The 23,014-nt window shown below is 72.1% G+C and carries 23 protein-coding genes and 1 pseudogene; 9 read left to right on the forward strand and 15 right to left on the reverse strand.

The genetic code is table 11. The annotated features are described in order from the left end of the window. Together B2P18_RS02535 and B2P18_RS02540 are read right to left on the reverse strand one after the other, a co-directional pair. Window positions 1–336 (reverse strand): annotated as a pseudogene (locus B2P18_RS02535) (pentapeptide repeat-containing protein); the annotation flags it as partial. Next, a complete protein-coding gene (locus tag B2P18_RS02540; RefSeq protein WP_286955731.1) occupies window positions 329–1,123 on the reverse strand; it encodes a VOC family protein in 795 nt (264 codons plus the stop codon). The pseudogene B2P18_RS02535 and the gene B2P18_RS02540, both read right to left, overlap by 8 nt. 151 nt (window positions 1,124–1,274) lie before the next feature. On the opposite strand from B2P18_RS02540, the gene B2P18_RS02545 reads away from it, so the two are divergent. After that, window positions 1,275–2,834 carry a GGDEF domain-containing protein gene (locus tag B2P18_RS02545; RefSeq protein ID WP_029210210.1) on the forward strand — a complete coding sequence of 520 codons (1,560 nt, stop codon included), beginning with the start codon at window positions 1,275–1,277 and terminating at the stop codon, window positions 2,832–2,834. A gap of 51 nt (window positions 2,835–2,885) precedes the next feature. On the opposite strand, the gene B2P18_RS02550 is transcribed toward B2P18_RS02545, so the two are convergent. After that, complete coding sequence (locus B2P18_RS02550) at window positions 2,886–3,338, reverse strand: GbsR/MarR family transcriptional regulator (protein WP_029210211.1); 453 nt, start codon at window positions 3,336–3,338, stop codon at window positions 2,886–2,888. A 129-nt stretch (window positions 3,339–3,467) separates the two neighbouring features. On the opposite strand from B2P18_RS02550, the gene B2P18_RS02555 reads away from it, so the two are divergent. The 7 genes from B2P18_RS02555 to B2P18_RS02585 all read left to right on the forward strand — a co-directional run bounded on the left by B2P18_RS02555 (window position 3,468) and on the right by B2P18_RS02585 (window position 11,641). After that, window positions 3,468–4,391, forward strand: a complete 924-nt coding sequence (locus tag B2P18_RS02555) for an ABC transporter ATP-binding protein (RefSeq protein WP_286955732.1) — start codon at window positions 3,468–3,470, stop codon at window positions 4,389–4,391. Then, window positions 4,388–6,058: an ABC transporter permease gene (locus tag B2P18_RS02560; protein WP_029210213.1), complete on the forward strand. Its 1,671-nt coding sequence runs from the start codon at window positions 4,388–4,390 to the stop codon at window positions 6,056–6,058. The genes B2P18_RS02555 and B2P18_RS02560 overlap by 4 nt, the downstream gene beginning before the upstream one ends. Before the next feature lie 61 nt (window positions 6,059–6,119). After that, on the forward strand, window positions 6,120–7,304 hold the full coding sequence (locus tag B2P18_RS02565; RefSeq protein WP_205621787.1) for a hypothetical protein: 1,185 nt from the start codon (window positions 6,120–6,122) through the stop codon (window positions 7,302–7,304). Between the two features lie 12 nt (window positions 7,305–7,316). After that, the gene (locus B2P18_RS02570; protein ID WP_286955733.1) at window positions 7,317–8,996 is read left to right on the forward strand and encodes a vWA domain-containing protein; all 1,680 of its coding nucleotides are present in this window, start codon (window positions 7,317–7,319) and stop codon (window positions 8,994–8,996) included. Further along, on the forward strand, window positions 8,983–9,651 hold the full coding sequence (locus tag B2P18_RS02575) for a hypothetical protein (RefSeq protein WP_286955734.1): 669 nt from the start codon (window positions 8,983–8,985) through the stop codon (window positions 9,649–9,651). The genes B2P18_RS02570 and B2P18_RS02575 overlap by 14 nt, the downstream gene beginning before the upstream one ends. 184 nt (window positions 9,652–9,835) lie before the next feature. Then, window positions 9,836–10,372, forward strand: coding sequence for a TetR/AcrR family transcriptional regulator (locus tag B2P18_RS02580; RefSeq protein ID WP_286955735.1), 537 nt, complete (start codon window positions 9,836–9,838; stop codon window positions 10,370–10,372). 48 nt (window positions 10,373–10,420) lie between these two features. Then, window positions 10,421–11,641 carry a dicarboxylate/amino acid:cation symporter gene (locus B2P18_RS02585; RefSeq protein WP_286955736.1) on the forward strand — a complete coding sequence of 407 codons (1,221 nt, stop codon included), beginning with the start codon at window positions 10,421–10,423 and terminating at the stop codon, window positions 11,639–11,641. A gap of 90 nt (window positions 11,642–11,731) precedes the next feature. Here B2P18_RS02585 and B2P18_RS02590 read toward each other — a convergent pair whose 3' ends face one another. The 7 genes from B2P18_RS02590 to B2P18_RS02620 all read right to left on the reverse strand — a co-directional run bounded on the left by B2P18_RS02590 (window position 11,732) and on the right by B2P18_RS02620 (window position 18,729). Next, the gene (locus B2P18_RS02590) at window positions 11,732–12,115 is read right to left on the reverse strand and encodes a DoxX family protein (protein WP_239265862.1); all 384 of its coding nucleotides are present in this window, start codon (window positions 12,113–12,115) and stop codon (window positions 11,732–11,734) included. Between the two features lie 352 nt (window positions 12,116–12,467). Beyond that, on the reverse strand, window positions 12,468–13,121 hold the full coding sequence (locus tag B2P18_RS02595) for a CueP family metal-binding protein (RefSeq protein WP_286955737.1): 654 nt from the start codon (window positions 13,119–13,121) through the stop codon (window positions 12,468–12,470). Window positions 13,122–13,213: 92 nt separating this feature from the next. Beyond that, window positions 13,214–15,700, reverse strand: coding sequence for an MMPL family transporter (locus B2P18_RS02600; protein ID WP_286955738.1), 2,487 nt, complete (start codon window positions 15,698–15,700; stop codon window positions 13,214–13,216). 53 nt (window positions 15,701–15,753) lie between these two features. After that, window positions 15,754–16,371, reverse strand: a complete 618-nt coding sequence (locus B2P18_RS02605; RefSeq protein WP_286955739.1) for a TetR/AcrR family transcriptional regulator — start codon at window positions 16,369–16,371, stop codon at window positions 15,754–15,756. Between the two features lie 63 nt (window positions 16,372–16,434). Further along, a complete protein-coding gene (locus B2P18_RS02610) occupies window positions 16,435–16,983 on the reverse strand; it encodes an NADPH-dependent FMN reductase (protein ID WP_286955740.1) in 549 nt (182 codons plus the stop codon). Between the two features lie 69 nt (window positions 16,984–17,052). Further along, window positions 17,053–17,217 (reverse strand): DUF1905 domain-containing protein, encoded by a 165-nt coding sequence (locus B2P18_RS02615; protein ID WP_286955741.1) that lies wholly within the window; start codon window positions 17,215–17,217, stop codon window positions 17,053–17,055. A gap of 60 nt (window positions 17,218–17,277) precedes the next feature. After that, a complete protein-coding gene (locus tag B2P18_RS02620) occupies window positions 17,278–18,729 on the reverse strand; it encodes a dihydrolipoyl dehydrogenase family protein (RefSeq protein WP_286955742.1) in 1,452 nt (483 codons plus the stop codon). Between the two features lie 98 nt (window positions 18,730–18,827). On the opposite strand from B2P18_RS02620, the gene B2P18_RS02625 reads away from it, so the two are divergent. Further along, a complete protein-coding gene (locus B2P18_RS02625) occupies window positions 18,828–19,838 on the forward strand; it encodes a S41 family peptidase (RefSeq protein WP_286955743.1) in 1,011 nt (336 codons plus the stop codon). Window positions 19,839–19,844: 6 nt separating this feature from the next. Here B2P18_RS02625 and B2P18_RS02630 read toward each other — a convergent pair whose 3' ends face one another. The 5 genes from B2P18_RS02630 to B2P18_RS02650 form a co-directional block, all read right to left on the reverse strand. Next, window positions 19,845–20,267 carry a DUF1810 domain-containing protein gene (locus B2P18_RS02630; RefSeq protein ID WP_286955744.1) on the reverse strand — a complete coding sequence of 141 codons (423 nt, stop codon included), beginning with the start codon at window positions 20,265–20,267 and terminating at the stop codon, window positions 19,845–19,847. A 75-nt stretch (window positions 20,268–20,342) separates the two neighbouring features. Further along, window positions 20,343–21,809: an HNH endonuclease signature motif containing protein gene (locus B2P18_RS02635; protein ID WP_286955745.1), complete on the reverse strand. Its 1,467-nt coding sequence runs from the start codon at window positions 21,807–21,809 to the stop codon at window positions 20,343–20,345. A 67-nt stretch (window positions 21,810–21,876) separates the two neighbouring features. Further along, window positions 21,877–22,278 (reverse strand): GNAT family N-acetyltransferase, encoded by a 402-nt coding sequence (locus B2P18_RS02640; protein ID WP_286955746.1) that lies wholly within the window; start codon window positions 22,276–22,278, stop codon window positions 21,877–21,879. A gap of 35 nt (window positions 22,279–22,313) precedes the next feature. After that, window positions 22,314–22,730: a type II toxin-antitoxin system VapC family toxin gene (locus B2P18_RS02645; RefSeq protein WP_019287407.1), complete on the reverse strand. Its 417-nt coding sequence runs from the start codon at window positions 22,728–22,730 to the stop codon at window positions 22,314–22,316. Then, the gene (locus B2P18_RS02650) at window positions 22,727–22,963 is read right to left on the reverse strand and encodes a type II toxin-antitoxin system Phd/YefM family antitoxin (protein ID WP_286955747.1); all 237 of its coding nucleotides are present in this window, start codon (window positions 22,961–22,963) and stop codon (window positions 22,727–22,729) included. Before B2P18_RS02650 ends, B2P18_RS02645 begins: the two co-directional genes overlap by 4 nt. Between the last annotated feature and the right edge of the window lie 51 nt (window positions 22,964–23,014).

A 23,014-nucleotide genomic window follows, 5' to 3' on the forward strand; every position in this document is an offset into this window, starting at 1 on the left:
CGCGAGGAGATAGCTCATCTCGTGGAGCTGGTGCACGACCGGGAGGACCGAGAACATCCGCGCCGGCAGACCCGGGTCGGGGTCGTCCCGCCACGTGCGTCCGCGAAAGGTCTCCTGCATGACGCGCTGACCCGCGCCGAAGCAGTCGAAGGTCACGCAGCCGCGCCAGCCCGTCTCGGCCAGCCGGTCGTGGATGCCGCAGCGGTCGTCGATGAGCAGGTTGCCGCACGGCACGCCGCCGGGCTTGTCGACGGGGAAGTCCGCACCGCGCGAGAAGGGCAGCGCGACGCAGCACAGGCCGGCGCAGCGCGAGCAGTCCGGGCGAAGCTCAGTCACGAGGAGGGGTGAGCAGCGTGAAGATCTCGCCGTCGGGGCCGGCCGCGGCGACCAGCCGCCCGTGCTCGAAGTCCCAGGGCTCCTGCAGCACGGAGCCACCGATCTCGGGCAGCAGTGCCGCGGCGCCGTCGACGTCGTCGTGCTGGAAGCAGACGGTCCAGGCCGAGGGCACACCCTCGCCGCCGCCGGTCTGGTCCGCACCCGTCTGGCCGATGCCACCGGCGGGACGCTCGCCGCCGGGGACGCTGAACATGGAGTACGCGCCGTCGCCCATCCCGATCTCCTCGTAGGTGAACCCGAAGGTCCGCGAGTAGAAGTCCTGGGCCGCCACGTAGTCGGGGGTCATGAGGTCGAGCCAGGTCGGGGCTCCGTGCACGTCAAGGATCCGGAAACCCGTGTGCTCCAACGACTCCCACGCCCCGAAGGCGGCGCCCGTGGGATCGCTCCACAGGCCCATCCGGCCGAACGGGCCCACCTGCATGGGCTCGAAGATCGTCGTGGCGCCGGCCTCCTGGACGCGACCGCCGGTGGCCTCGACGTCGTCGGTGGCCAGGGAGACGGTCCACACGTGCGGGGAGGCCTCGAGGCCCGGCATGGTCGGCGACAGCCCGGCCACGGGCTGCCCCTGCACGGTCGCGTTGCCGTAGCCGCCGTACTGCTCGTCGGAGTCCGTGAACTCCCAGCCCAGCAGCTGGCCGTAGAAGCGCTGGGTCCGGTGCAGGTCGATCGCCATCAGGTCGACCCAGCAGGGGGTGCCCGCCGGCCAGGGTGTCGTGTGCTCGGTCATGCGGATCTCCTCCGGCGAAGGCACGAACCACGGTGGCCGTGCCGTCGGTCCCAGCCTAGCCAGCGGCACCGACAGGGTGTTCGCGTCAGCTCCCAGCACCAGGTGCGGACATCACCGGGACGTCGATGAAGGCTCAACCTATTCTGTCCGCATGTCAGCGAGCCCCGACGACGTCCGACGTCTCGAGCGCGTCTGGTCCTGGAGGTACGTCGATCCTGCGGCGTTCGCCGACGGCCTCGCGATCGTCCCCCACTCGCCGGAGAGGCTCGTCCTCGAGGCCTTCCTCGCCTGGCGGGAGCAGCGGCTCGACGAGGCGCTGACGATGGTGTCGCAGATCCTGGAGACCCCGCACCTCGCCTGGGGCTGGCGCTCCCGTGCCAGGGGCGTCCAGGGCGTCGTGCTGGTCGAGCTGGGCCTCGTCGAGGAGGGCGTGGCCGCCCACCGGGAGCAGTGCCGCCTCGCGGAGGAGGAGGACGACACCGTGGGCCTGGCCCGCGGGCTGACCAACCTGGGCAACGCGTTCGAGTTCGCGAGCCCCGACCAGTCCCGCCACTTCTACCTCGAGGCGATTGAGCTGGCGCGGACCTTCCGCGAGGAGCACACGCCGTCGGCGAGCACCGAGTCCATGGCCATGGAGGCGCTGGCCATCAGCAACCTGCACGACGTGCAGCTGCGCCACGGCATCCGCCTCGCGCCCGAGATCCCCGGCCTAGCGACGGCCGAGGAGCTCGCGCGCAAGGGCTGGCCCGAGCTGGGGCACCACATCCGCGCGGTGCGCGTGCGCACGCGGCTGGAGCTCGGCGAGACGGAGGGCGCCCTCGAGCTGGCCCGGGACCTGCCGGACCCCGCCTCCATGCGCGATGTCACCAACGCCATCAGCGTGGTCCGCACCCGAGCCGTGATCAGCGGCGTGCAGGGTCACCCCGAAGGGGGGTGCGCCCTGATCGACGCCGTCCTCCCCCGGGTGTCCCTCCCCTTCCAGATCGAGCTGCTGGATGACCTCGTGGGGCTGCGGGAGAGCGCTGGCGACCTGCGGGGGGCCCTGGAGGCATCGCGGCGGCTTTCCGAGGCGATCCTCACCTGTCACGCCTCGCAGGCCCGCACCGCTGTGCTCGCCCTCGAGGTGTGGCACCGGACCCGCGACGCGGAGGAGCTCGCGCGGCAGGCCACCAAGCGGGCCGACGGCCTGCGCGCGGCCATGGCCGACCTGCGCCGCAACCACGAGCAGGTGCGGGAGATGACGACCCGGGACGTCCTCACCGGGCTGCACAACCGGCTGCACCTGTGGGACGTGGGCGAGCAGATGACGGCGACGCCGCCGGACCAGCCGGCCGCGCAGGTGGCGCTGGCGGACCTCGACGGGTTCAAGGCCGTCAACGACAGCCGGGGGCACGCGACCGGCGACGCCGTGCTGCGGCAGTTCGCGGCGGCCCTGCGCGCCGCGGCGAGGCCCGAGGACCTGTGTGCCCGCTACGGCGGCGACGAGTTCGTGGTCGTGCGTCCCGCCGGGGTCGGTGGATCGCTCGCGGACGACCTCGAGAGTCTCACCCGGCTCGGAGCCGTGCGGGACGGTGAGCCCGTGCGCGCCAGCATCGGCGTGACGACGGTGCGCGACGGCGACTTCCAGCACGGCCTCGACCGCGCCGACCAGCTGATGTACCTCGCCAAGCAGCGCGGTGGCGCGCAGGTGGCCCGCGAGCCCGGCACCTGACCGAAGCCCCCGCCAGCAGCCCCCGGTCAGGAGCCCCGGCAGAAGCCCCCGTCAGCGCGGGTGGGTCTCCTGCCAGCGCCGCATCGCGTCCTTGAGCTCGGCTCCGAGGTAGGTGAACAGCTCCGCGTCCTCTGCCAGCTGGGATCCTGCAGGGCTGCGCTGCCCGACCGCCTCGGCGCCGGACCTCAGCACGCTGGACCACAGGTCCAGGACCTCCAGCCCGCGCACCATGTAGCCGGCCCACATGCCCCGGTCCAGCACGAAGTGGTCGCGTCTCGACCCGCGCTCCCGGGTCCGGCGCACCAGGGTCAGCTGCTCGAGATATCGCACCGCCCCGGACACCGCCGCCGGGCTGGCCTGGAGGGACTGGGACAGCTCGCTCGACGTCGCCCTGCCGTCGTCCAGGGTCAGCAGGTGCGCCAGCACGCGAGCCGACATCCGGGGCATGCCCGCCGACGCTCCGACATCCGCCAGCCGGTCCACGAACTCGTCTCGTGCCCTCATGTCTGTCACAGCCCCACACTACCCGAAGCCTTCAACTCATACATATGTAACTGAGACTTCACAAACATCTGAATGATGAGTAGTGTCGAGTCATCGGTCCGTTCCCGGACCTCTAGGGAGAAGTCAGCAATGAGCGGTGACGAGATCACCCCAGCACCAGCCCTCGAGGTCGTGGACCTCACCAAGACCTTCGGCCCCACGACCGCGCTCGACGGTCTCTGCCTGACCGTCGCCACAGGTCAGGTCCACGGCTTCCTCGGGCCCAACGGCGCCGGCAAGTCCACCACGATCCGGGTCCTGCTCGGCCTGCTCCGCGCAGACTCCGGGGCCAGCCGCGTCCTCGGGATGGACCCGTGGCAGGACGCACCCGCCCTGCACCGGCGCCTCGCCTACGTCCCCGGAGACGTCAGCCTCTGGCCCGGCCTGTCGGGCGGCGAGGCCATCGACCTGCTCGGGCGGGCCCGCGGGGGCCTGGACCCGCGGCGCAAGGCCGACCTGCTGGAGCGCTTCGAGCTCGACCCGCGCAAGCGGTGCCGCACCTACTCCAAGGGCAACCGGCAGAAGGTCGCCCTCGTCGCCGCCCTCGCCTCCGACGTCGAGCTGCTCCTGCTGGACGAGCCGACGAGCGGCCTCGACCCCTTGATGGAGCGCGTGTTCACCGACGAGATCCGCGACGAGCGTCAGCGCGGCAGGACAGTGCTCCTGTCGAGCCACATCCTGTCCGAGGTCGAGCTCCTCTGCGACCACGTCAGCATCATCAAGGCCGGCCGCATCGTCGAGTCCGGCACCCTCGCCGACCTGCGGCACCTCACCCGCACCCAGGTCACGGCGGTGGTCGAGCACCCCGAGATGCTCGACCACGGCAACCTCTCCGTCATGCCCGGGGTTCACGACCCCGTCGTCGAGGGCGACCGCCTCACCTGCCAGGTGGACGACCACGCCCTGTCCGACCTGCTGGCGCGCCTCGGCCCGCTCGGCGTCCGCGCCCTCACCAGCACGCCCCCCACGCTCGAGGAGCTCTTCCTGCGCCACTACGAGGGGGCCGAGCGATGAGCACCGCCACCCTCCCGCCGCGGCACCGCACGCAACGGACGCCGCGCCAGGGCCGTGGCGGCGACACCGCGATCACCGGCACCTCGCTGCTCGCGCGCGCGCTCGTGCGCCGGACCCGCTGGTCGTGGCTCGCCTGGATCGTCTGCCTGGTCGCGATCTTCCCCGCCACGGCCGGCGCCTACCGCCAGTCGGTGCCCGACACCGCGGCGGGCGCCGAGATGGCGCGCACCCTGGCCGCCAACCCGACCATGCGGGCCATCCTCGGTCCGCCGTTCGACCTGTTGAACGTCGGCCCGTTCGTCATGTGGCGGGTCGGCACCTTCGCGATCGCGCTCGCCGGGATCATGGCGATCCTGGGCGTGGTCAAGGGCACCCGCGCCGAGGAGGAGGACGGTCGCCTCGAGCTCCTGCGGTCGGGAGCCGTCGGTCGGCACGCCCCGCTCGCCGCGTCCGCCCTCGTCTCGCTCGCCGGGTGCGCAGCCGTCGGGCTGCTGGCCGGTGCCGCGATGGCCGGTCCCAGCGGCGACGTCATCGGGTCGGTCGCCCTCGGCCTCGCGGTGGGACTGGGTGCCGCGGTGTGGGTCGGCGTCGCCGCGGTCGCCGCGCAGGTCACCGAGTCGGCGCGAGGCGCAAGAGGTCTCGCCCTCGGAGCGCTGGGCGCGGCATACGGCCTGCGAGCCGTCGCCGACGGCTCCGACCCGATGATCACCGGGCTCCAGTGGGCCAGCCCGCTGGACTGGCCGGCCCTGTCCCGACCGTATGCCGACGAGCGCTGGCTCGTCCTGCTGCTGCCGGCCGCCCTCACGGCTGCCCTGGTGGCCCTGGCGTTCGTCCTCGAGGGACGGCGAGACCACGGCGCGGGGCTGCGACCGGCTGCCCTTGGGCCGGCCGACGCCTCGCGCTCCCTGCGCGACGCCCCGTCGTTGACCTGGCGGCTCGACCGCACCACCGTCGTCTCGTGGTCGATCGGGCTGGCGATCTTCGCCTACGGCATGGGGACCCTCGCGTCCAGCCTCAGCACGCTGCTCGCCGACAACCCCGTGCTCGCCGAGCGATTCCGCAGGATGGGCGCCGGGGCGCAGGACCTGCAGGACGCGTTCTACGTCGCCATGATCGGCATCCTCGTGCCGATCGTCGCGCTGCTCGCCCTGCAGCTGTTCGGTGTCCTGCGCCGCGAGGAGGAGCGCGGCCACGCCGAGCTGCTCCTGTCGACGGCGGTCTCCCGCCCGCAGCTGCTCGTCAGCCACGTCGCCGCAGCCGTGCTCGTCCCCACCCTCGTCCTGGTCGGGCTCGGCTTCTTCATGGCGCTGCCGCAGGTCGTCGCCGGCGACGGGCTCGGTCTCGCCGTCACCCTCGCCGGGGCGGGCCTGGCCCAGCTGCCCGGGGTCCTCCTCGTCCTGGGGCTGGCCGTCGCCCTCCACGGCTGGCTGCCCCGGCTCGGCCTGGTTCCCTGGCTCGTCGTCGGCTGGTCGCTGGCCATGTCCTGGTTGGGGGAGGTGATGGGCCTGCCCGAGGCGCTCGTCCGAGCCACGCCGTTCGCCCCGCTCCCCCGCCTGCCCGTAGAGCAGCTGGCGTGGACGCCGATCGTCGTGAGCCTGCTCGTCGCCCTGGCCCTGATGGCCGTCGGCCTGGTCGGCTACCGGCGGCGGGACCTGTCAACCGGATGAACTCTGAGTGAACCCCCCTGCCCCTGCGGGGCGAAGTCCGACAGCATGGCGTCCCACGGGCATGACCAGCACGGACATCGCCCCGGGGGGCACGACGGGCAGGGGGACCCGCATGAAGCGCATGGTGGGCGTGGCGCTGGCTGCGCTGCTGGCGGTGGGGGTGGTGCTCGCGGTCGTCCTCGGGCCCCGGATCGGCCGGGACGACCCGGGGGCGGGATCCGGCAACGGGGCGGGAGCTGCCGGCGCGACCACCTCGGGGCTCAGGACGGTCCGTGGCGCCGTGGGGTCCGAGAAGGAGGCCTTCTTCCGTGACGCCACGGTGCGTCAGGCCTTCGCCCGGCACGGGCTCGACGTCCAGGTGACCCCGGTGGGATCACGTGACATCGCGGCCATGACGGACCTGGCCACCTACGACTTCGCGTTCCCCTCGTCGGTCCCGGCGGCCGACCGGATCCGTCGTGCAGGCAAGTCCAAGGGCACCTACTCCCCGTTCTTCTCGCCCATCGCGGTGGCGTCCTACCGACCGATCGTGGACGTCCTGCGCCGCCAGGGCATCGTCACCAGCGGGCCGGGAGGCGCCCAGACGATCAGCATGGCCAAGTACTACGCGCTGGCGCAGAAGGGCACCCGCTGGGACCAGATCCCCGGCAACGACGCCTACCCCGCCGGCAAGAACGTCCTCATCACCACCACGGACGTCCGGCGGTCCAACTCCGCCGCGATGTACCTCGCCCTCACCAGCTACGTGGCGAACGGCGGGCGCGTGGTCCCGTCCTCGACGGCCGCGGCCCAGGTCGTGCCCAAGGTGTCGCCGCTCTTCCTCGACCAGGGGTATGTCGGCGGGTCGAGCGAGGGACCCTTCGAGGACTACCTGTCGGCCGGCATGGGCAAGACGCCGATGGTGCTCATCTACGAGTCGCAGTTCCTCGACCGCCAGATCCGCAAGGACGGCTCGATCACCCCCGACATGGTCCTGCTGTATCCCACCCCTGACGTGCTGTCCAAGCACACGCTGGTCGCCCTGGGGGACACCGGGAGCCAGGTCGGCCGCCTGCTGACCTCGGACCCCGAGCTGGTCCGGGCCGCCGCCCGCTACGGCTTCCGGCCGCAGCAGCGCGCCGTGCTCACCTCGGTGCTCAAGGAGGCCGGGGTGGCGCCGCCCCCCGACCTGGTCGACGTCATCGAGCCCCCGACCTACGAGGTGCTCGAGTCGCTCATCACCGGCGTCGAGAAGCTCTACGGCTGAGGGGGATCGACGATGCACAGGTTCCATCGCGCAGCAGGCACCGCCGCCGTCCTCGTCGTGGGCGTCGTCGGCTCGCTCGGTCTAGCGGCCTGCGAGTCCACGCCGGACCGCACCGGGTCGACGGCCAGCGCCTCGTCGGCCTCCGCCGCCGACCCCTCGACCCTGCGCCTCCTGGCGGGATCGGAGGTCAAGGACATGGCCCCGATCCTGGAGGAGGCGCGGCAGGCCACCGGAGTCACCGTCGAGCTCCACTACGCAGGCACCCTCGACGGCGCCGAGCAGGTCGCCTCCGGCGCCGCGGGCCGGTCGTACGACGCCACCTGGTTCTCCTCCAACCGCTACCTCGGGCTGCTGCCCGGCGGCAACCAGGCGCTGGCGTCCTCGACCAAGGTCATGGCCTCCCCCGTGGTCCTCGGCGTCCGCCCCGCCAAGGCCACCGAGCTCGGGTGGGACCGCACGCCGCCGACCTGGGCGCAGATCTCCCAGGCCGCGGCGGCCAAGAAGTTCACCTACGGCATGACCAACCCCGCCACCTCCAACAGCGGCTTCTCCGCGCTGGTCGGTGTCGCCACGGCGCTCGCCGGGGGCGGATCGGCGATCGACGGCCGACGGGTCGCGGCCGTCAAGCCGCAGCTGACCCAGTTCTTCTCCGGGCAGAGGCTTACCTCGGGGTCGTCGGGCTGGCTCGCCGAGCGCTTCCTCGAGCAGAGCGCGAACGGGCAGAGCGGCTCCGGCGGCTCGAGCCGGTCCGTGGACGGACTGATCAACTACGAGTCGGTGCTGCTGGGCCTGGGCGAGGGCGAGAGCACGGCGTCCAGCCGGCTCACCCTCGTCCGCCCCAAGGACGGGGTCGTGTCAGCCGACTACCCGCTGTCCCTCCTGACCACGGCCCAGGCCAAGCGCGGCGCCTACCAGAAGCTCGCGGACTGGCTGCGCACCCCGGACGCCCAGCGGGCGATCATGCAGCGCACGCACCGTCGACCCGTCGTGCCGGGCGTGCCGCTCGACCCCGCCTTCGGTCGGCAGCTGCTCGTGGAGCTGCCGTTCCCGGCCCAGCGCAGCACCGCGGACGGGCTCATCGCCACCTACCTCGACGAGGTGCGGCGACCCAGCCAGACGATCTACGTCCTGGACGTGTCGGGGTCCATGAACGGTGACCGGATCACCCAGCTCAAGCGCGCGTTCGCCACCCTGTCCGGGCAGGACGTGACCGGCACCGAGCAGTTCACGACCTTCCGCCCCCGCGAGCGGGTGACCGTGATCCCGTTCAGCGACGAGGCCCGACAGGCCGAGTCGGTGCAGCTCGACCCCCGTGACCCCAAGGCTCAGCTCGGGGCCATCAACCGTGAGGTCTCGGCGCTGCAACCCGCCGGGGGCACGGCGATCTACTCCGCCCTGGACCGGGCGTACCAGACGGCGCGCGAGCAGGTGCGGGCCAACCCCGACACGTTCACGTCGGTGGTGCTGATGACCGACGGCGAGAAGACCGCAGGGATCGACGCGGCGCAGTTCCTGCGCACGTATGACGGCCTCCCGGACGAGGCGAAGGCCGTCCCGACGTTCACCGTGCTCTTCGGGGAGTCCGACGCCGACGAGCTGCGCGAGATCGCCACCCGCACGCACGGCAAGGTGTTCGACGCCCGCACCTCGTCGCTGCCCGCCATCTTCAAGGAGATCCGTGGCTACCAGTAGGTCCGAGAACCTCGGCTCCCGGTTCGCCCGCTACCTGGGCTCGACGCGCAACATCGTCGGGTCGGTCGCAGCCCTCGGCGCGCTCGGCGCCACCGTCCCCACGGGCGTCGCCGGACCGCTGTGGCCCCTCGTGGTCGCGGGGACCTACGGGATCGGGGCGCTGCTGAGCCCGCGCGAGCGCGCCAGCTTCGCGCCGTCCGGGTTCGCGTCGACCCGGGCCCAGGCCGCGGAGCTCCAAGGGCACCTCGCCGAGCTCGGAGCGCGCGTGCGCCGCTACGACAATCGCCTGCCCGACGACGTGCTCACGGCATACGGCCGGATCGAGGAGGGGCTGTCCGAGGTGCTGGTCCGCGCGGACTCGCTCACCGCGGAGTCCGACCGGTTCTTCGTCGTCGGCCGCATCGTCGACGACTACCTGCCGGCCGCGCTCGAGACCTATGCCAACCTGCCGCGGTCCTTCGCCATGCGGCACCGCGCCGAGGGGCGGCGGACGGCCCACGAGGAGCTCCTCCACCAGCTCGGCATCATCGAGACCCAGATCGAGCAGATCGCCGCGGCCATCTATGCCGGTGACGCGGAGACGCTCGCCGCCAGGAGCAGGTTCTTGGAGGATCGCTTCGCGGACTCCTCGTTGCGGCTCCCGCCCCGCCCGTAACCGGTTCTCCGGCGCCGAGATCCAGCCGACAGCATCCACACGCCGGCCCTCAGGACGCAGTCGACCGGGCTCCCCGTGAAGGACCCGGCCGGGCGCCTCCCCCTCGCGCGCCCGACCGGGCGTCCTCCTGGGAAGCCCGGCTCTCGGGATAGGATACAACACCCGTTGTGCCGATAATGGGTCCATGCCCGATCGTCGTACCTCCGTACTGGAGGCCGCCATCCAGCTCCTCGCCCAGGGCGGCACCAGGGGGCTGTCTCACCGCTCCATCGACCGGGCGCTGCGAATCCCGTTGGGCAGCACCGCTAACTACTTCCCGACGCGGCAGTCCCTGGTGGACGCGATCCTGCTGCAGATCGAGGCGCGGGACCTCCAGGCCTACTACCAGATCGCCCCCGGATCCGATGTCCAGGATGTGGACCACCTCGTGACCTTCCTGGTCGAGTTCATCCGGGTGGCCGCCCTCGAGGACGGCGGCGTCCACACGCGGGCCCGCCTCGCCCTCGCCTCCGACGGGGGCGTCCACCTCTCCGAGCACCGTCGCCGTCAGGTCGCAGGCCTCGCCGAGCTCGTGGAGGCGGTGGGCACCCCGGCGCCCTTCCGGGTCGCGATGACGGTGTCGGCGCTCATGGACGGGACGATCCTCCACCTCATGACGGGCCAGGTCGAGCTGGACCCGGACGCCACCCGATCCGCGCTCCACCAGCTGCTCAGCCCCTGACCCTCGCCCCGCGCGCAGACGCCGACCGACCCGGCCTAGGCTCGGCGCATGACCGCGTCACCCGGCCGCCGCATCGGCCTGCTACCCAAGATCATCATCGCCATCGTGCTCGGCATCGTCTGCGGGCTCTTCTTCCCCGACTGGCTGACCCGGGTCTTCGTGACCGTCAACGGGCTGTTTGGCAACTTCCTGGGCTTCGTGATCCCGCTGATCATCCTCGGGCTCATCGCCCCGGCCATCTCCGAGCTCGGCGCGGGCGCCGGCAAGTGGCTCGCCGTCACCACCGCGATCGCCTACGGCTCCACCCTGTTCGCCGGGCTCCTCGGCTTCGGGGTGAGCATGGCGGTGCTGCCCGGCCTGCTGGCGGACAAGAAGGTCGGCTCGGTCACCAACCCCGAGGACTCCCTGCTGGCGCCGTACTTCAAGGTCGAGATGGCCCCGGCCTTCGGCGTCATGACCGCCCTGCTCCTGGCCTTCGTGATCGGTGTCGCGCTCACCACGATCAAGGGCGACGTCATCCACCGCGGCTTCGTCGAGTTCCGCGAGATCATCAACAAGGTCATCACCGCGATCATCATCCCGCTGCTGCCGCTCTACATCTTCGGCATCTTCCTCAACATGACCGCGGCGGGCGAGACCTTCAACGTCATCACGACCTTCCTCGGCGTGATCCTCATGGTCTTCGCCCTGACGGTGGTCCTCCTGCTCATCCAGTACTCCGTCGCGGGCGCCATCGCCCACCGCAACCCGCTGCGGATGCTGCGAGAGCTGCTCCCGGCCTACGCCACCGCCCTCGGCACCTCGTCCTCCGCCGCGACGATCCCCGTGACGCTGCGCCAGACCATCCGCTCCGGCGTCTCGGAGCCCGTGGCATCGTTCGTCATCCCCCTGTGCGCGACCATCCACCTGGCCGGCTCGACGCTCAAGATCACCTGCTTCTCGCTCGCTGTGATGCTCCTCTACGGCCTCCCCATCCACACCGGGACCATCATCGGCTTCATCATGCTGCTGGGCATCATGATGGTCGCCGCCCCCGGCGTCCCCGGCGGCGCGATCATGACGGCCACGGCGCTGCTGCAGAGCCAGCTCGGGTTCAACGAGGGGCAGGTCGGCCTGATGATCGCGACCTACATCGCGATCGACTCCTTCGGCACGGCCACCAACGTCACCGGAGACGGGGCCATCGCGCACGTCGTCGACACGCTCGCGCGACGCGACCGGCGCCGCCACGGCGAGCCGGACCTCCCCGCCGAGACGGCCCTCGCCTGACCGAGGTCGAGCCCTGGCGTCAAGCGTCGGCGAAAGGGCCCCCGAGCACGCTGCTCGGGGGCCCTTCGACGTCTCCGGGACGAGCGGTCGTCAGTCCGCGGCGACGGCCAGCAGACCGCCGGTGATCGCGACGTTGGACATGAAGTGGTTGCGCTCGACGAAGGCCTTGCGCGGGTCGTCCATCGACCAGAACGCGTGGCCCACGACGTTGGTGGGCTGCAGCAGGGCCGCGAGTGCGAGCGCCGAGGCACGCGGCGCGATGCCCAGGGCCAAGGACGCACCGCAGGTGATCATGGCGGCGCCGTTGAGCCGCACGAGGTCGGCCGGGGCGGCGAGGTCGGGCAGCCCGTAGCGCTGCCGGGCCGCGTCAAGCAGCCCGCCGGTGTAGGTCTGGTCCTTGAGCTGGTTGAGACCTCCCATGACGAACAGGGAGCCCAGCATCAGACGGGCGGCGGCCTTGACGGGGTGGATCATCGGGAGCCTCCGGGAGGTCGGGGTGCGTGGGGTCCACGCTACTGCGCGGCCGTACCTGCCCCCATCGCGCCTGAGAGGATGAGGCATGACCGAGCTGCCCGTCCTTGACCTGCGACGGGCGCGGGTGGTGGTCCCCGCGCCGGGCGACGGCCCCGGGAGCTGGGCTGGGGCCGCCACGGGGCGAGCGCGGCACCCGGGTCACGGCCTGGCTCGGCGACGATCCGCTGACCGGGACCTACGACGGGCGACCGGACGCACGCCGCGAGCGCCTCACGCGACTCACGTGGCCCCGAGGGTCCGACGGCTCACATGGCTCCAGCGCCTCGACCGCGGCGCGGTGCTGGTGGGGGCCTCAGGCGAGCTGGAGCGTCGCGACGCAGGTGGGGCTCGTGCCGTCGGTGGCGAAGGGTGCCTTCACCGTCTTTCCGTCATACGCCACCGTGATGGTGCCGGTGACGTCGCGGGGCAGCCAGAAGCCCACGAACCCGTTGGCGTAGGTCGTGACCTGCTCGTCCACGAGGGCCTTGCCGGCCGCGTCGGTGATGGTGACCTTCATGGCCTTGCCGGCGAGCTCGCCCTGGCAGCCGGTGAGGTGGTGGTAGAAGCACTCGTGCGTCTGCGAGACGTAGGGCGCCATCGAGAGGTAGAAGGAGTCGCTGGGGATCGGCAGCGCGGCGGTGGCGCCGGAGGCGTCGGTCAGCTGCAGCTCACCCTGGCGGACCGAGCCCTTGAGCCCCTTGGCCTTGTCGTCCTGGCTGCGGTCCAGCTCGGACACGATCGCCTTGACGTCCTTGCCGGCGAGGCCGTTGCGGGCCAGGAAGGCCTGGGCGTCACCGGCCGCCGCGCCGGATCCCTGGGTCGACCCCGACGCTGACGACGACGCAGCCGCGCTGGGGGTCGCGGTCGCGGCGTTCTGGGAGGAGGCGTTCCGGGCGGTCTGGCTCGAGCATCCCGCGAGGGCGAGGGCCAGCGAGAGGGCGGCGACGGTGAGGGCTCGGGTGCGCATGGGGGCTCACGCTCCTAGGGGTGGATGCGCCGGGGGCGGTCGAGACTCCATGGTCTCAACCGACCCCGGCCGCTCGCGCACCGGCCCCCGCATCAGGCGTGAGGGTGCCCCTGCACCTTGTCGACGAGCTTGACGCCCTCGACGTCGACGTCCGGCACGATGCGGTCGAGCCAGCGAGGCATCCACCACGCGCGCTCGCCGAGCAGGTGCATGACGGCGGGCGTCAGCGTCATCCGGATCAGGAAGGCGTCGATGAGGACGCCCAGGGCCAGGCCGAAGCCGATCGGGCGGATCATCGTCAGCTCGGCGTGCACGAAGCCCGCGAAGACCGACACCATGATGATCGCCGCCGCCGTCACGACCGCGGCCGCGTGGCTGAAGCCCGTCCGCACGGCCCGGCGTGCGTCCTCGCCGTGGACGTGGGACTCGCGCATCCCCGAGACGAGGAACATCTGGTAGTCCATCGCCAGGCCGAACAGCACCCCGATGAGCAGGATGGGCAGGAAGCTGAGGATGGCGCCGGGGTTGGTGACCCCGAAGATCGACCCGAGCGTCCCCTCCTGGTAGACGGCGACCACGCCGCCGAACGCCGCGGCCAGCGAGAGCAGGAAGCCTCCGGTCGCGATGAGGGGGACCACCACCGAGCGGAACACCATGAGCAGCAGCACCAGCGACAGTCCGACGACGATCAGCAGGTAGGGCGGCAGCGCGTCGGCGAGCTTCTGGGAGATGTCGATGTTGGCGACGGTCTGCCCGGTCACCTTGACGTCGGCCCCGGTGACCTCCTTGATGAAGGGCGCGTCCTCGCGGATCTGGTGGACGGCGTCCACCGTCGCCTGGTCGGCCGGGCCCTTCTTGGGGATGGCCTGGTAGACCGCGGTGCGCCCGTCCTTGCTGAGGCCGGCGGGCATCACGCTGACCAGGCCGGAGTTGAGCTTGAGAGCCTCGGCGACGTCGAGCTGGCGGTCCTTGGCGGCCAGCTCGTCGAGCCCGGCGGGCAGCGTGGCGACGGCGACGATGGGTCCGTTGGCGCCCTCGCCGAACTTCTCGCCGATGGTGGCGTAGGCCTGGTAGCCGGTGGACGACTGAGGCTCCGACCCCCCGTCCGGGAGACCGAGGCGCAAGCCGGCGGCCGGGGCAGCCAGGAAGGCCACGAGAGCCAGACCGGCCACGATCGCGGGCCAGGGGTGACGCGTGACGATCGCCCCCCACCCACGGTCGGCGTGCTCGGCGTCGCGCGGGTGCTCGTCCGTCAGGGACTCGCCGCGGGCGTTGAAGCCGTGCTTGCGCCACGTCCGCCGCGGCAGCATGCGGTGGCCCGCGAGCGACATCAGGGCCGGCAGCAGGGTGAGGTTGATGAGGACGGCGCACGCCACGGTCCCGGCCGCGGCGAAGCCCATGGTGCCGAGGAAGCCGATACCCGTCACGGCGAGCGCGGCCAGCGCGATGAACACCGTCATCCCCGCGAAGGTCACGGCGTTGCCGGCGGTCCCGACGGCGAGCGCGATCGACTCGGTCCGACCCATGCCGGTCTTGAGCTGCTCGCGGTGCCGGTTGACGATGAAGAGGGCGTAGTCGATGCCGACGGCGATACCGATCATCAGGCCGAGGGCCGGTGTCACGGAGTTGAGCTCGACGACCTTGCTCAGCGCCAGCGTGGCGCCGGTGCCCAGCGCGACGCCGCCGATGGCCATGAGCAGGGGCAGGCCCGCCGCGACGAGGGTGCCGAGCATGACCATCAGGACGATGGCGGCGATGACGATGCCGATGATCTCGCCGGGGCCGATGACGCTGGAGACGTCCTCGACGAGCTCCTTGCCGAAATAGGTCTTGACGCCGGTCTTGGCCAGCTGCCCCTCGAGGGCCGTGACCTGCTGCCGCTGCTCGGGGGAGACGCTGTGGATCTCGTCCTTGAAGCGCACCTGCGTCATGGCGGCGGTGCCGTCCGCGGAGACGAACCTCGTGTCCTTGGTCAGGGCGACCTCGCGCTGACCGAGGGCCAGCTCGCGCTTGCCGCGCTCGAGCTGGGCGCGTCCGTCGGCGAGCTGCTTGGTGCTGGCCGCGAGCTTGGCCCGCGCGTCCGTCAGCTGTTGGCCCTTGAGCAGCCCGAGCCTGGCGGCCCCGTCGACCTGACCCTGGCCCTTGGCCAGCTCGGCCTCGCCGGCGCGCAGCTTGCTCTCGCTGGCGTCGAGCTGCTTCTGGCCGTCGGCCGTCTTGCGCTGCGCCTCGTCGAGCTGCTTCTGCGTGGCGAAGGGGTCGATGGCGTCCGCCACCTGCGGGAGCGCCTCCCAGTCGGTGACGGCCTTGGCGACGGCGGCCTGCTGGGCCGGGGTGAAGCGTCCCGCCTCGGTGCGGAAGACGACCGTCCCGATACCGCCCGCCGCGTCGGGGATCTCCCGCTTGAGGGTGTCGAGGGTCTGCTGGAACTCCAGCCCTTCGACGGTCATGGTGCTGCTGAGGGGCGTACGGAAGGCCGCGGCCGCCCCGGACACACCGCCGAGCAGCAGCAGCCAGGCGATGATCACGGCCCAGGGCTTGCGGGCCGAGAGGAGGCCCAGGCGGTAGAGCAGGGTGGCCATGTGTGGAACCTTCGATCGTGAGGAGGGTCAGCGGGAGGACGGTCGCGGGCGCGTCAGCGTCCGTCGTGGAAGCCGTCGGCGAGGTAGCCCATGGCCTGGAGGAGGAGGGCGCGCAAACGATCGACAGCGCCCGAGGGCAGGCGGTGAGGATCGACACCCTCGATCTCGTCGGCCCACGCCTGCACGGCCGCACGGCCGGCCGCCGCGATCATCGAGGCCTGCACGCGCACACGCAGAGGCTCTGCTCCGTCGGGAAGGCGCGAGGCCAGGGCCTCGGCGATGCGCTCCTCCGCCGATCCCCACACGTCGCGCTCGACCCGGAGGGCACCCTCGTCGCCGCGGCACAGGTTGACGACGTCGGCCAGGCGAGCCAGCTCCCCGGGGTCGGCGTCGTGCAGCAGGGCCTCGGCGGCCGCGGCCGGCACAGGCTCGTCCCATGGCCGGGCCTCGAAGTCCGAGATCGCCCGCGCGAGGAAGTCGAGGGACGGAACCGCGAGGACGGCGTCCGTCGTCGGGAAGTAGTTGAAGAAGGTGCGCCGGGAGACGCCCGCGCGGTCTGCGACGGCGTCGGCGGTAAGGGCACCCAGGCCTTCTGCCCGAGCGATCTCGATCGCTGCGTCGACCAGGGCCGCCCGAGTCTCTCGCTTGGCGAGGTCGCGTCGGTTCTTCACGAGACGAGCCTACGCTCCTTGCACCCAGTGCACCAAATGCACTCGGTGCAAGCGCCCCCTCGCTCAGCCGCGAAGCTTCCCAGTCATGGGGACGAGCTGGTCGAGCATGCCGGCAAGCTCGGCGGGGCGGCGGTCGAGCGGACCCAGGCCCTCGTCGCCGAAGTCGGTGAACAGCCCGAGCGCGACCTGAGCCCGCACCCCGACCATCTGGAAGTTGGCGACCGAGGTGCGCCAGTGCTCGACCGCACGCACACCGCCGTCGGCGCCGTACGACACGAAACCGACCGCCTTACCGATCCACTCGCCACCCAGGCTGTCGAAAGCGTTCTTGAACGCGCCCGGCACCGAGTGGTTGTACTCCGGGGTGACGAAGACGAATCCGTCGCAGGCGTCGATCGCCTGGCTCCAGCGCGTGACCCGCTCGTCGTCGTACTGCTTCTTGGCCGCGCCGGGGACGGTGGCGCTGGTGAGCAGAGGGACGTCGAAGGCCTTGAGGTCGATCAGCTCGTAGTCCGCGTCGCCGCGAGCCTGGGCGCCCTCGAGCACCCAGCGGGCGACGGCCTCGGCCTTGCGGCCCTCGCGGATGGATCCGATGATGATGCCGATCTTCACGGTGCGCTCCTGGTAGTGGGGTTGATCCGTCAACCAGTGTGGCAGCCGAGGCACCTCCAGCGGGGGTCGTCAGCGCGCGTCCATCCCCCAGCCGTAGCTGACGAGGGGTGCGACCTCGCCGAGCACGTCGGCCAGCCCTGCCGGAACGGACACGACGTGGAACGGGGCGGGCCCGCGCCAGTGCCACACCTCGGCGGCGAAGGGGACCTCGACCGGATCCAGCAGCCTGCGCACCAGGCAAGGAGCCTACCGAGGGTTGCGGTCGATCGGCGTCCGGTGCCGTGGGGGTGGCCCTCAGCGGCGCAGGTCTCGCGGCAGCTCCTCGAGCAGTCGCAGCCAGAGCTCACTGGCGGTGGGATAGCTGGGGACGGCGTGCCGCAGCACCGACACGGGGACCCGGCCGGTGATGGCGATGGTCGCCGCGTGGAGCAGCTCTCCCGCGTCCGGACCCACGAAGGTCGCACCCACCACCATCCGTGAGCCGCGGTCGACGACGAGGGAGGCTGTGCCGGAGGCGTCGTCGCGGAGCAGGGCCGCGCCGGCTGCCCCAGTGAAGGGGACCTCGACCACCTCGACCTCAGCCTCGCCGTAGCGCTCCCGGGCCTGGGCCGCGGTGAGGCCCACCCATGCCACCTGCGGATCGGTGAACACCACCTGCGGCACGGGCACCTCCTCCGGCTCGGGCTCGGGCTCTGCGCCGGTGGCGCGGGCGGCCAGCCGCTGGCCGAGGACGCGGGCGCGGTACTTGCCCCAGTGCGTGAGCGGCGCCTCCCCGCTGGCATCGCCCACGGCCATGAGCCAGTCCGGCACCTCTCCCCGGCTGCCGTCCGAGGACGAGCTCGTATGACGGAGAAGGGCGTCCGCGTCCAGCCCCACCGTCTCGAGCCCGACGTCGTCGAGGCGCGGGCGTCGTCCCGTGGCGAGCATCAGCTCGTCGGCCACCACCTCCTCTGCCCCACCAACGATCGTGAGGCGAACGGTCCCGCCGTGGACGCGGCCGAGGCCCGTGTCCTCGGCGTCGTCACGGCGGCACTCCGTCACCTCGACGCCCGGGCGCACGTCGACGCCGGCCCCGCGCAGGGCCTCGAGCACGGCGTCGGACGCGAAGGGCTCGGCACCGCCGAGCAGCCGGTCGCCGCGGACCAGCATCGTGACGCGCGAGCCCAGGGCCGCCATCCAGGTCGCGGCCTCGCACGCGACGACACCGCCACCCACGATTACCAGCCGTTCCGGCACCTCCACCACGCCCGTGGCGTCCCGAGAACCCCACGGCTGGGCGGCGGCATACGGCTCGGGCACGACGGGGCTGCTGCCGGTGGCGATCACGACGGCGTGGCGGGCGTGCAGCACCAGCGGCGCCTGACCCTGCCGCGCGACCTCCACGGTGCGGGGACCGGTGATGCGGCCATGTCCGCGCACCACGTCGATGCCCGCGCCCTCGGCCCAGTCGACCTGCCCCGAGTCGTCGTAGTGCGACACCCACTCGTCCCGCCGCGCCAGCAGCGCCGTGACGTCGAGGTGGGGACGGGCCACACCACCGAGGTGGGCCGCGGTGGACGCCACCTCGATGGGTCGGAGCAACGCCTTGCTGGGCATGCACGCGTAGTAGGAGCACTCGCCTCCCACCAGCTCGCGCTCCACCAGGACGGCCGTCAGACCGGAGTCCTCCGTGGCGTATTGGGCGATGTTCTCGCCCACGGGGCCGCCCCCGAGGACGACGACGTCATAGGTCGGGTCGACGCTCATGCCCCCAGTCTGCCCGTGCCCGGCGTCCTACCACGGTCTGACGAGGTGTCGACCTGAGGCCGATGCCGCCGACCTCGGCCTCTGGCGAGTCTGGGGGCATGGCACACACCACCCCGCACCCTCGCCGAGGCCGCCGAGGCCGTCGAGTCCTGATCCGCCTCGGTGCGTCCCTCCTCGTTGTCTCCCTGCTCGTGCTGCTGGCGATCTGGCAGCTGGGCCCCCGCTACGGGCTCTACCTCGTGCCGCCGTCCCCGGCCGCGTACGCCGACGACGCCCTGCAGAAGATGGACCAGGGCTACTACGCGCAGGGCCCGGCGTGGGAGGCAGCGCGAGCCAAGGCCGTGCGCGACACCCGGGACGCGTCGAGCCATGCCGACACGCTGCCCGCGCTGCGGGAGGCCGTGGCCGTCGCCGGCGGCAGGCACTCGAAGATCTTCCCTGCGGGCGAGTCGCTGTCGTCCGTCGACAAGGACCGCCCGCTGCCGACCGTGACGCGGACCGGCCCGGTGACCACGATCACCGTCCCCAAGGTGAGCGCCGAGGACCAAGGCTTCCAGCAGCGCTACGCCAAGACCCTCACCCACGGGATCGCCGGCGCCGACGCCGCCACGACGTGCGGCTGGATCGTCGACGCCCGCCACAACCACGGTGGCGACATGCGCCCGATGCTGGCCGGGCTGTCCCCGCTGCTGGCAGACGGCAAGATCGCGGGCTTCGTGACGCGGACGGGCGGCACGACCGACGTGACCGTCGCCGGTGGCACGATCCGCGTGGGCGGTGCGGACGCCATGTCCGCCGAGTCGCGCCCGAAGTCCACCAAGCCCGTCGCCGTCCTGCAGGGCCCCGACAACGGCAGCTCGGGCGAGGTCGTCGTGCTGGCCTTCAAGGGTGCGCCGGGCGCACGGTCCTTCGGAGCGCCGACGGCGGGCTACTCGTCGGCCAACCAGACCGTCAGGCTGTATGACGGGACGCAGATGCTGCTGACCACCGCGCTCGACACGGACCGCCACGGCAAGACCTATGGTGGCCCGATCGCTCCCGACCAGGTCGCTCCCGTCGACACAGCCCATGAGGCAGCGCAGACGTGGCTCCAGCAGCGGTGCCGCTGATGGAGGTCAGGTGAGCAGGGCATCCGTGGCGTCGTCCGTCGCGCCACCGAAGTAGCGCTCCAGCACGGCGGAGAAGGCCGGGTCCTGCGGGTCTGCGCGATGGAAGAGGGTCATGGACGAGCGCAGCTTCATGGCGTCGATGCCACCCATCACGGAGTCGGCGGTCGCCTCCTGAGGCAGGGCCAGGAGGGCCCCACAGCACTCGTGCAGTCGAGACCCGAGGACGGAATGCGCGAGGTAGGCGCTGGCCTCGTCGAGGTCCGCGATGCCGTAGCGGACGGCCATGCCGCTGTGACCCAGCCCGCGAACCTGGGGCAGCACGAACCACATCCAGTGACTGGTCTTGCGACCGCGGCGCAGCTCGGCCAGGGCCTGGTCGTAGGTGCCGTTCGCATCCTGGGCCTGCACGAAGCGCGAGAGGTCGTCCATGCGGACCACTGTGCCACCGGATGCACAGCGCCACCCGGTGCACAGCGCCACCGGGTGCACAGCGCGGCGACTCGCTCAGGCCGTGAGGTGATGCTTCGGGCCGGGCTCTCCGGGGTCAGGCGGTTCGGGGTTGCGAGGGGCGGGGTCAGGCCGTCCGGGGTCGGGAGGGTCGACGTCCGGTGGGCTGACCTCGTGCGGGAGGGGCCCTGACGAGGACGATTCGGGAGGCCTGGGGCGCCAGCTCGCGCCGACGCGGGTGACGTCCCACTCCACGCGCGTCCCGTCGGGGGTGACGCGGCCGGTGATGTCGTGGTGGTGGATGAACGTGTGGTGGTAGTGGCAGACCAGGGCGAGGTTGTCCAGGTCGGTCGCGCCGCCGTCGGCCCAGTGGGTGATGTGGTGCGCCTGGGACCAGGAGGGCGGGGACTGGCAGCCCGGGAAGGTGCAGCCGCGGTCGCGGACGCACAGCGCCGTGCGTTGCCAAGGCTTGGCCGTGCGCTCGGTGCGCCCGACCACCAGGGGCTGCCCGTCCTTGCCGACGTAGACCCGGGTCAGGTCGGCGCCGCACGCCAGCAGGCGGGTGTCCTGGGGCAGCAGGGTGGTGCCGAGCTCGTCACGACCGGCGACGGGGCGTTCGCAGTCGCAGTCCTGGCCGGGCAGGGGTCGACCGAAGCTGTCGCGGGCCTGGTGCTCGCACGCGCGGTGCAGCGCCTCGATCGGCAGGATCAGGGCGACCTGGGTGGAGGCGCCGAGGGGGCCGGTCTCGCCCAGTCCTGCGACCCTGGCGAACGCAGCGACCAGAGCGTCCGCGCGACGCTGGCCCGCCGTGCGCAGGTCTCGCGCCCCGGTGTCGGGGTCGGGGCTGGGGGCGGCGAGTGCCGTGAGTGCCGCGTCGACGATCGCCTTGTCCGCGGGTGGCAGCGTCGCCTCCAGGCGCCACATGCCGTCCGCCAGGGGCCGGAATGCCGTCACCGCGCGTCGGGACTGCTGGCGCTCGTGCTCCCGGTCCTCGCTGGGGCGGGTGCCGAACCGGGCGAGCATCTCGTCGTGGAACTCCCGCAGGTCTCGGCGGCTCATCGAGCCCCGGGCGAGCTGCACCGCACCCTCGACGATCGCGTCGTGCGTGGCCGGCTCGGTCGCTCCGAACAGCTCGGCGATGCACTCTGCGGCGGTGATCGCGTCCCCCGGGGTGACCTCGCCGCTCGTCATCCCGTCACGCAAGGAGGCGTGGGATGCGGGGGTGGTGGCGTCGATGGCCCGGGCGATCAGGGCGGCCTCGTTGTGCTTGACCGCGGCGCCGGCGTCCACGAGCCACTGCGCCGGGGTGCGCGAGCCGGACTCCAGCACCACGCCACGGGTCTTTGCCTCGGCCGTGGTCGCGACCAACGCCCCGCGGGCGACCACCATCAGCTCCGACAGCTCGACGGCCAGAGCGGCCAGGTCCTGACCCTGGACGGACGGCAGCCCCCCACCGATCGTGCGCAGCGCGTCGAGAGCTCCGATCAGGGAGCCCCTCGCGTCGAGCACGTCGATGTACGTCATACGGTCAGAATATCGAAAGGGGACTCGAAAATGAAGGGTCTTTGGAGTTATTTGTCCATGTTTGACCCTATGCGTAGGTGGATCGACGCAGCGTGATGCTCCGGACGAAACGCCACTCGATGCGACCCGAGTCGGCGTCGAGGACGGTCTCGTCCGTCGGCCGCCAGCCAGCGCGCTCGTAGGCCCGCTTGGCGCGGTCGTTGGCATCGATGACGAGGAGCTCGAGCCGGGTCCACCCGCCGGTGCGGCCCTGCTCGTCGACCGCCCCCAGGAGCGCGGGCGCGATCCCCCTCCCCCAAGCCCCCGGATCAACGGCGAGATAGAACAGCTCGAGCGCGTCCCCCTGCGGCGCCACGAGAGCGAACCCCGCGGCCACCCCGTCCGCCTCCGCGAGCAGCAGGACCGCCCCCGGCAGGGCCAGGCGCCGGCGGATGCCGACCGTCACCTCGTCGAGCGGCCGGGTCGTCATACGGTCATGAAAGCACCGACGCCGCGACGCGCCGATCAATCCAGGTGCCGCTTCACCACGCGCACGTCGAGCCCCTCGATCGCCTCGAAGTCGGCTGGGTTGGCCGTGTAGACGGGCAGGCCGCTGGCCAGCGCGGTGGCGGCGATCAGGGCGTCGTAGGCCCTGGCCGAGGGCTTGCGCCCGGCAGACCGCAGACTCGCCGCGATCCGACCGAACGCTCTCGCCGCGGATGCATCGAAGGGCAGTGGGTCGAAGTCCGCCTCGGCCTGCTGCAGGTGTGCCTGACGCGCTGCCCGCTGCTCCGAGGTGCGCGCGACGAGCGGTCCGACCGACAGCTCCGCGAGCGTGATCGCGGTGATGACCGGCTCGTCCGGCAGGGACGCGGGGTCCAGCGAAGCCAGGTCGATGACCGCGGAGGTGTCCAGGACTCCGCGCGGGTCGGTTCCGCTCACAGGCTGGGGTCCAGGAGCGCGTCGATGTCGGCCTGCAGCGACCGGGCGTCGACGTGCGGAAGGGCTTGCCGTCGCCGCACCAGCTCCGTCGCGGTCAGACGCCGGCGTGGCAGAGGCGCGACGGTAGCGACCGGTTCGCCGTCGCGCGTCACGGTCAGGCTCTCGCCCCGCGCGACGCGAGACAGCACGTCGGCGCTGCGGTTGCGCAGGTCCCTCACCGTGACGCTGTCCATGCCACGAGCGTATCACCGGTGATACGCAACGGGGGGTTCGGGGCGTTGTCG

Source organism: Arsenicicoccus sp. UBA2120, from assembly GCF_002330965.1.
Lineage (GTDB): Bacteria > Actinomycetota > Actinomycetes > Actinomycetales > Dermatophilaceae > Arsenicicoccus > Arsenicicoccus bolidensis.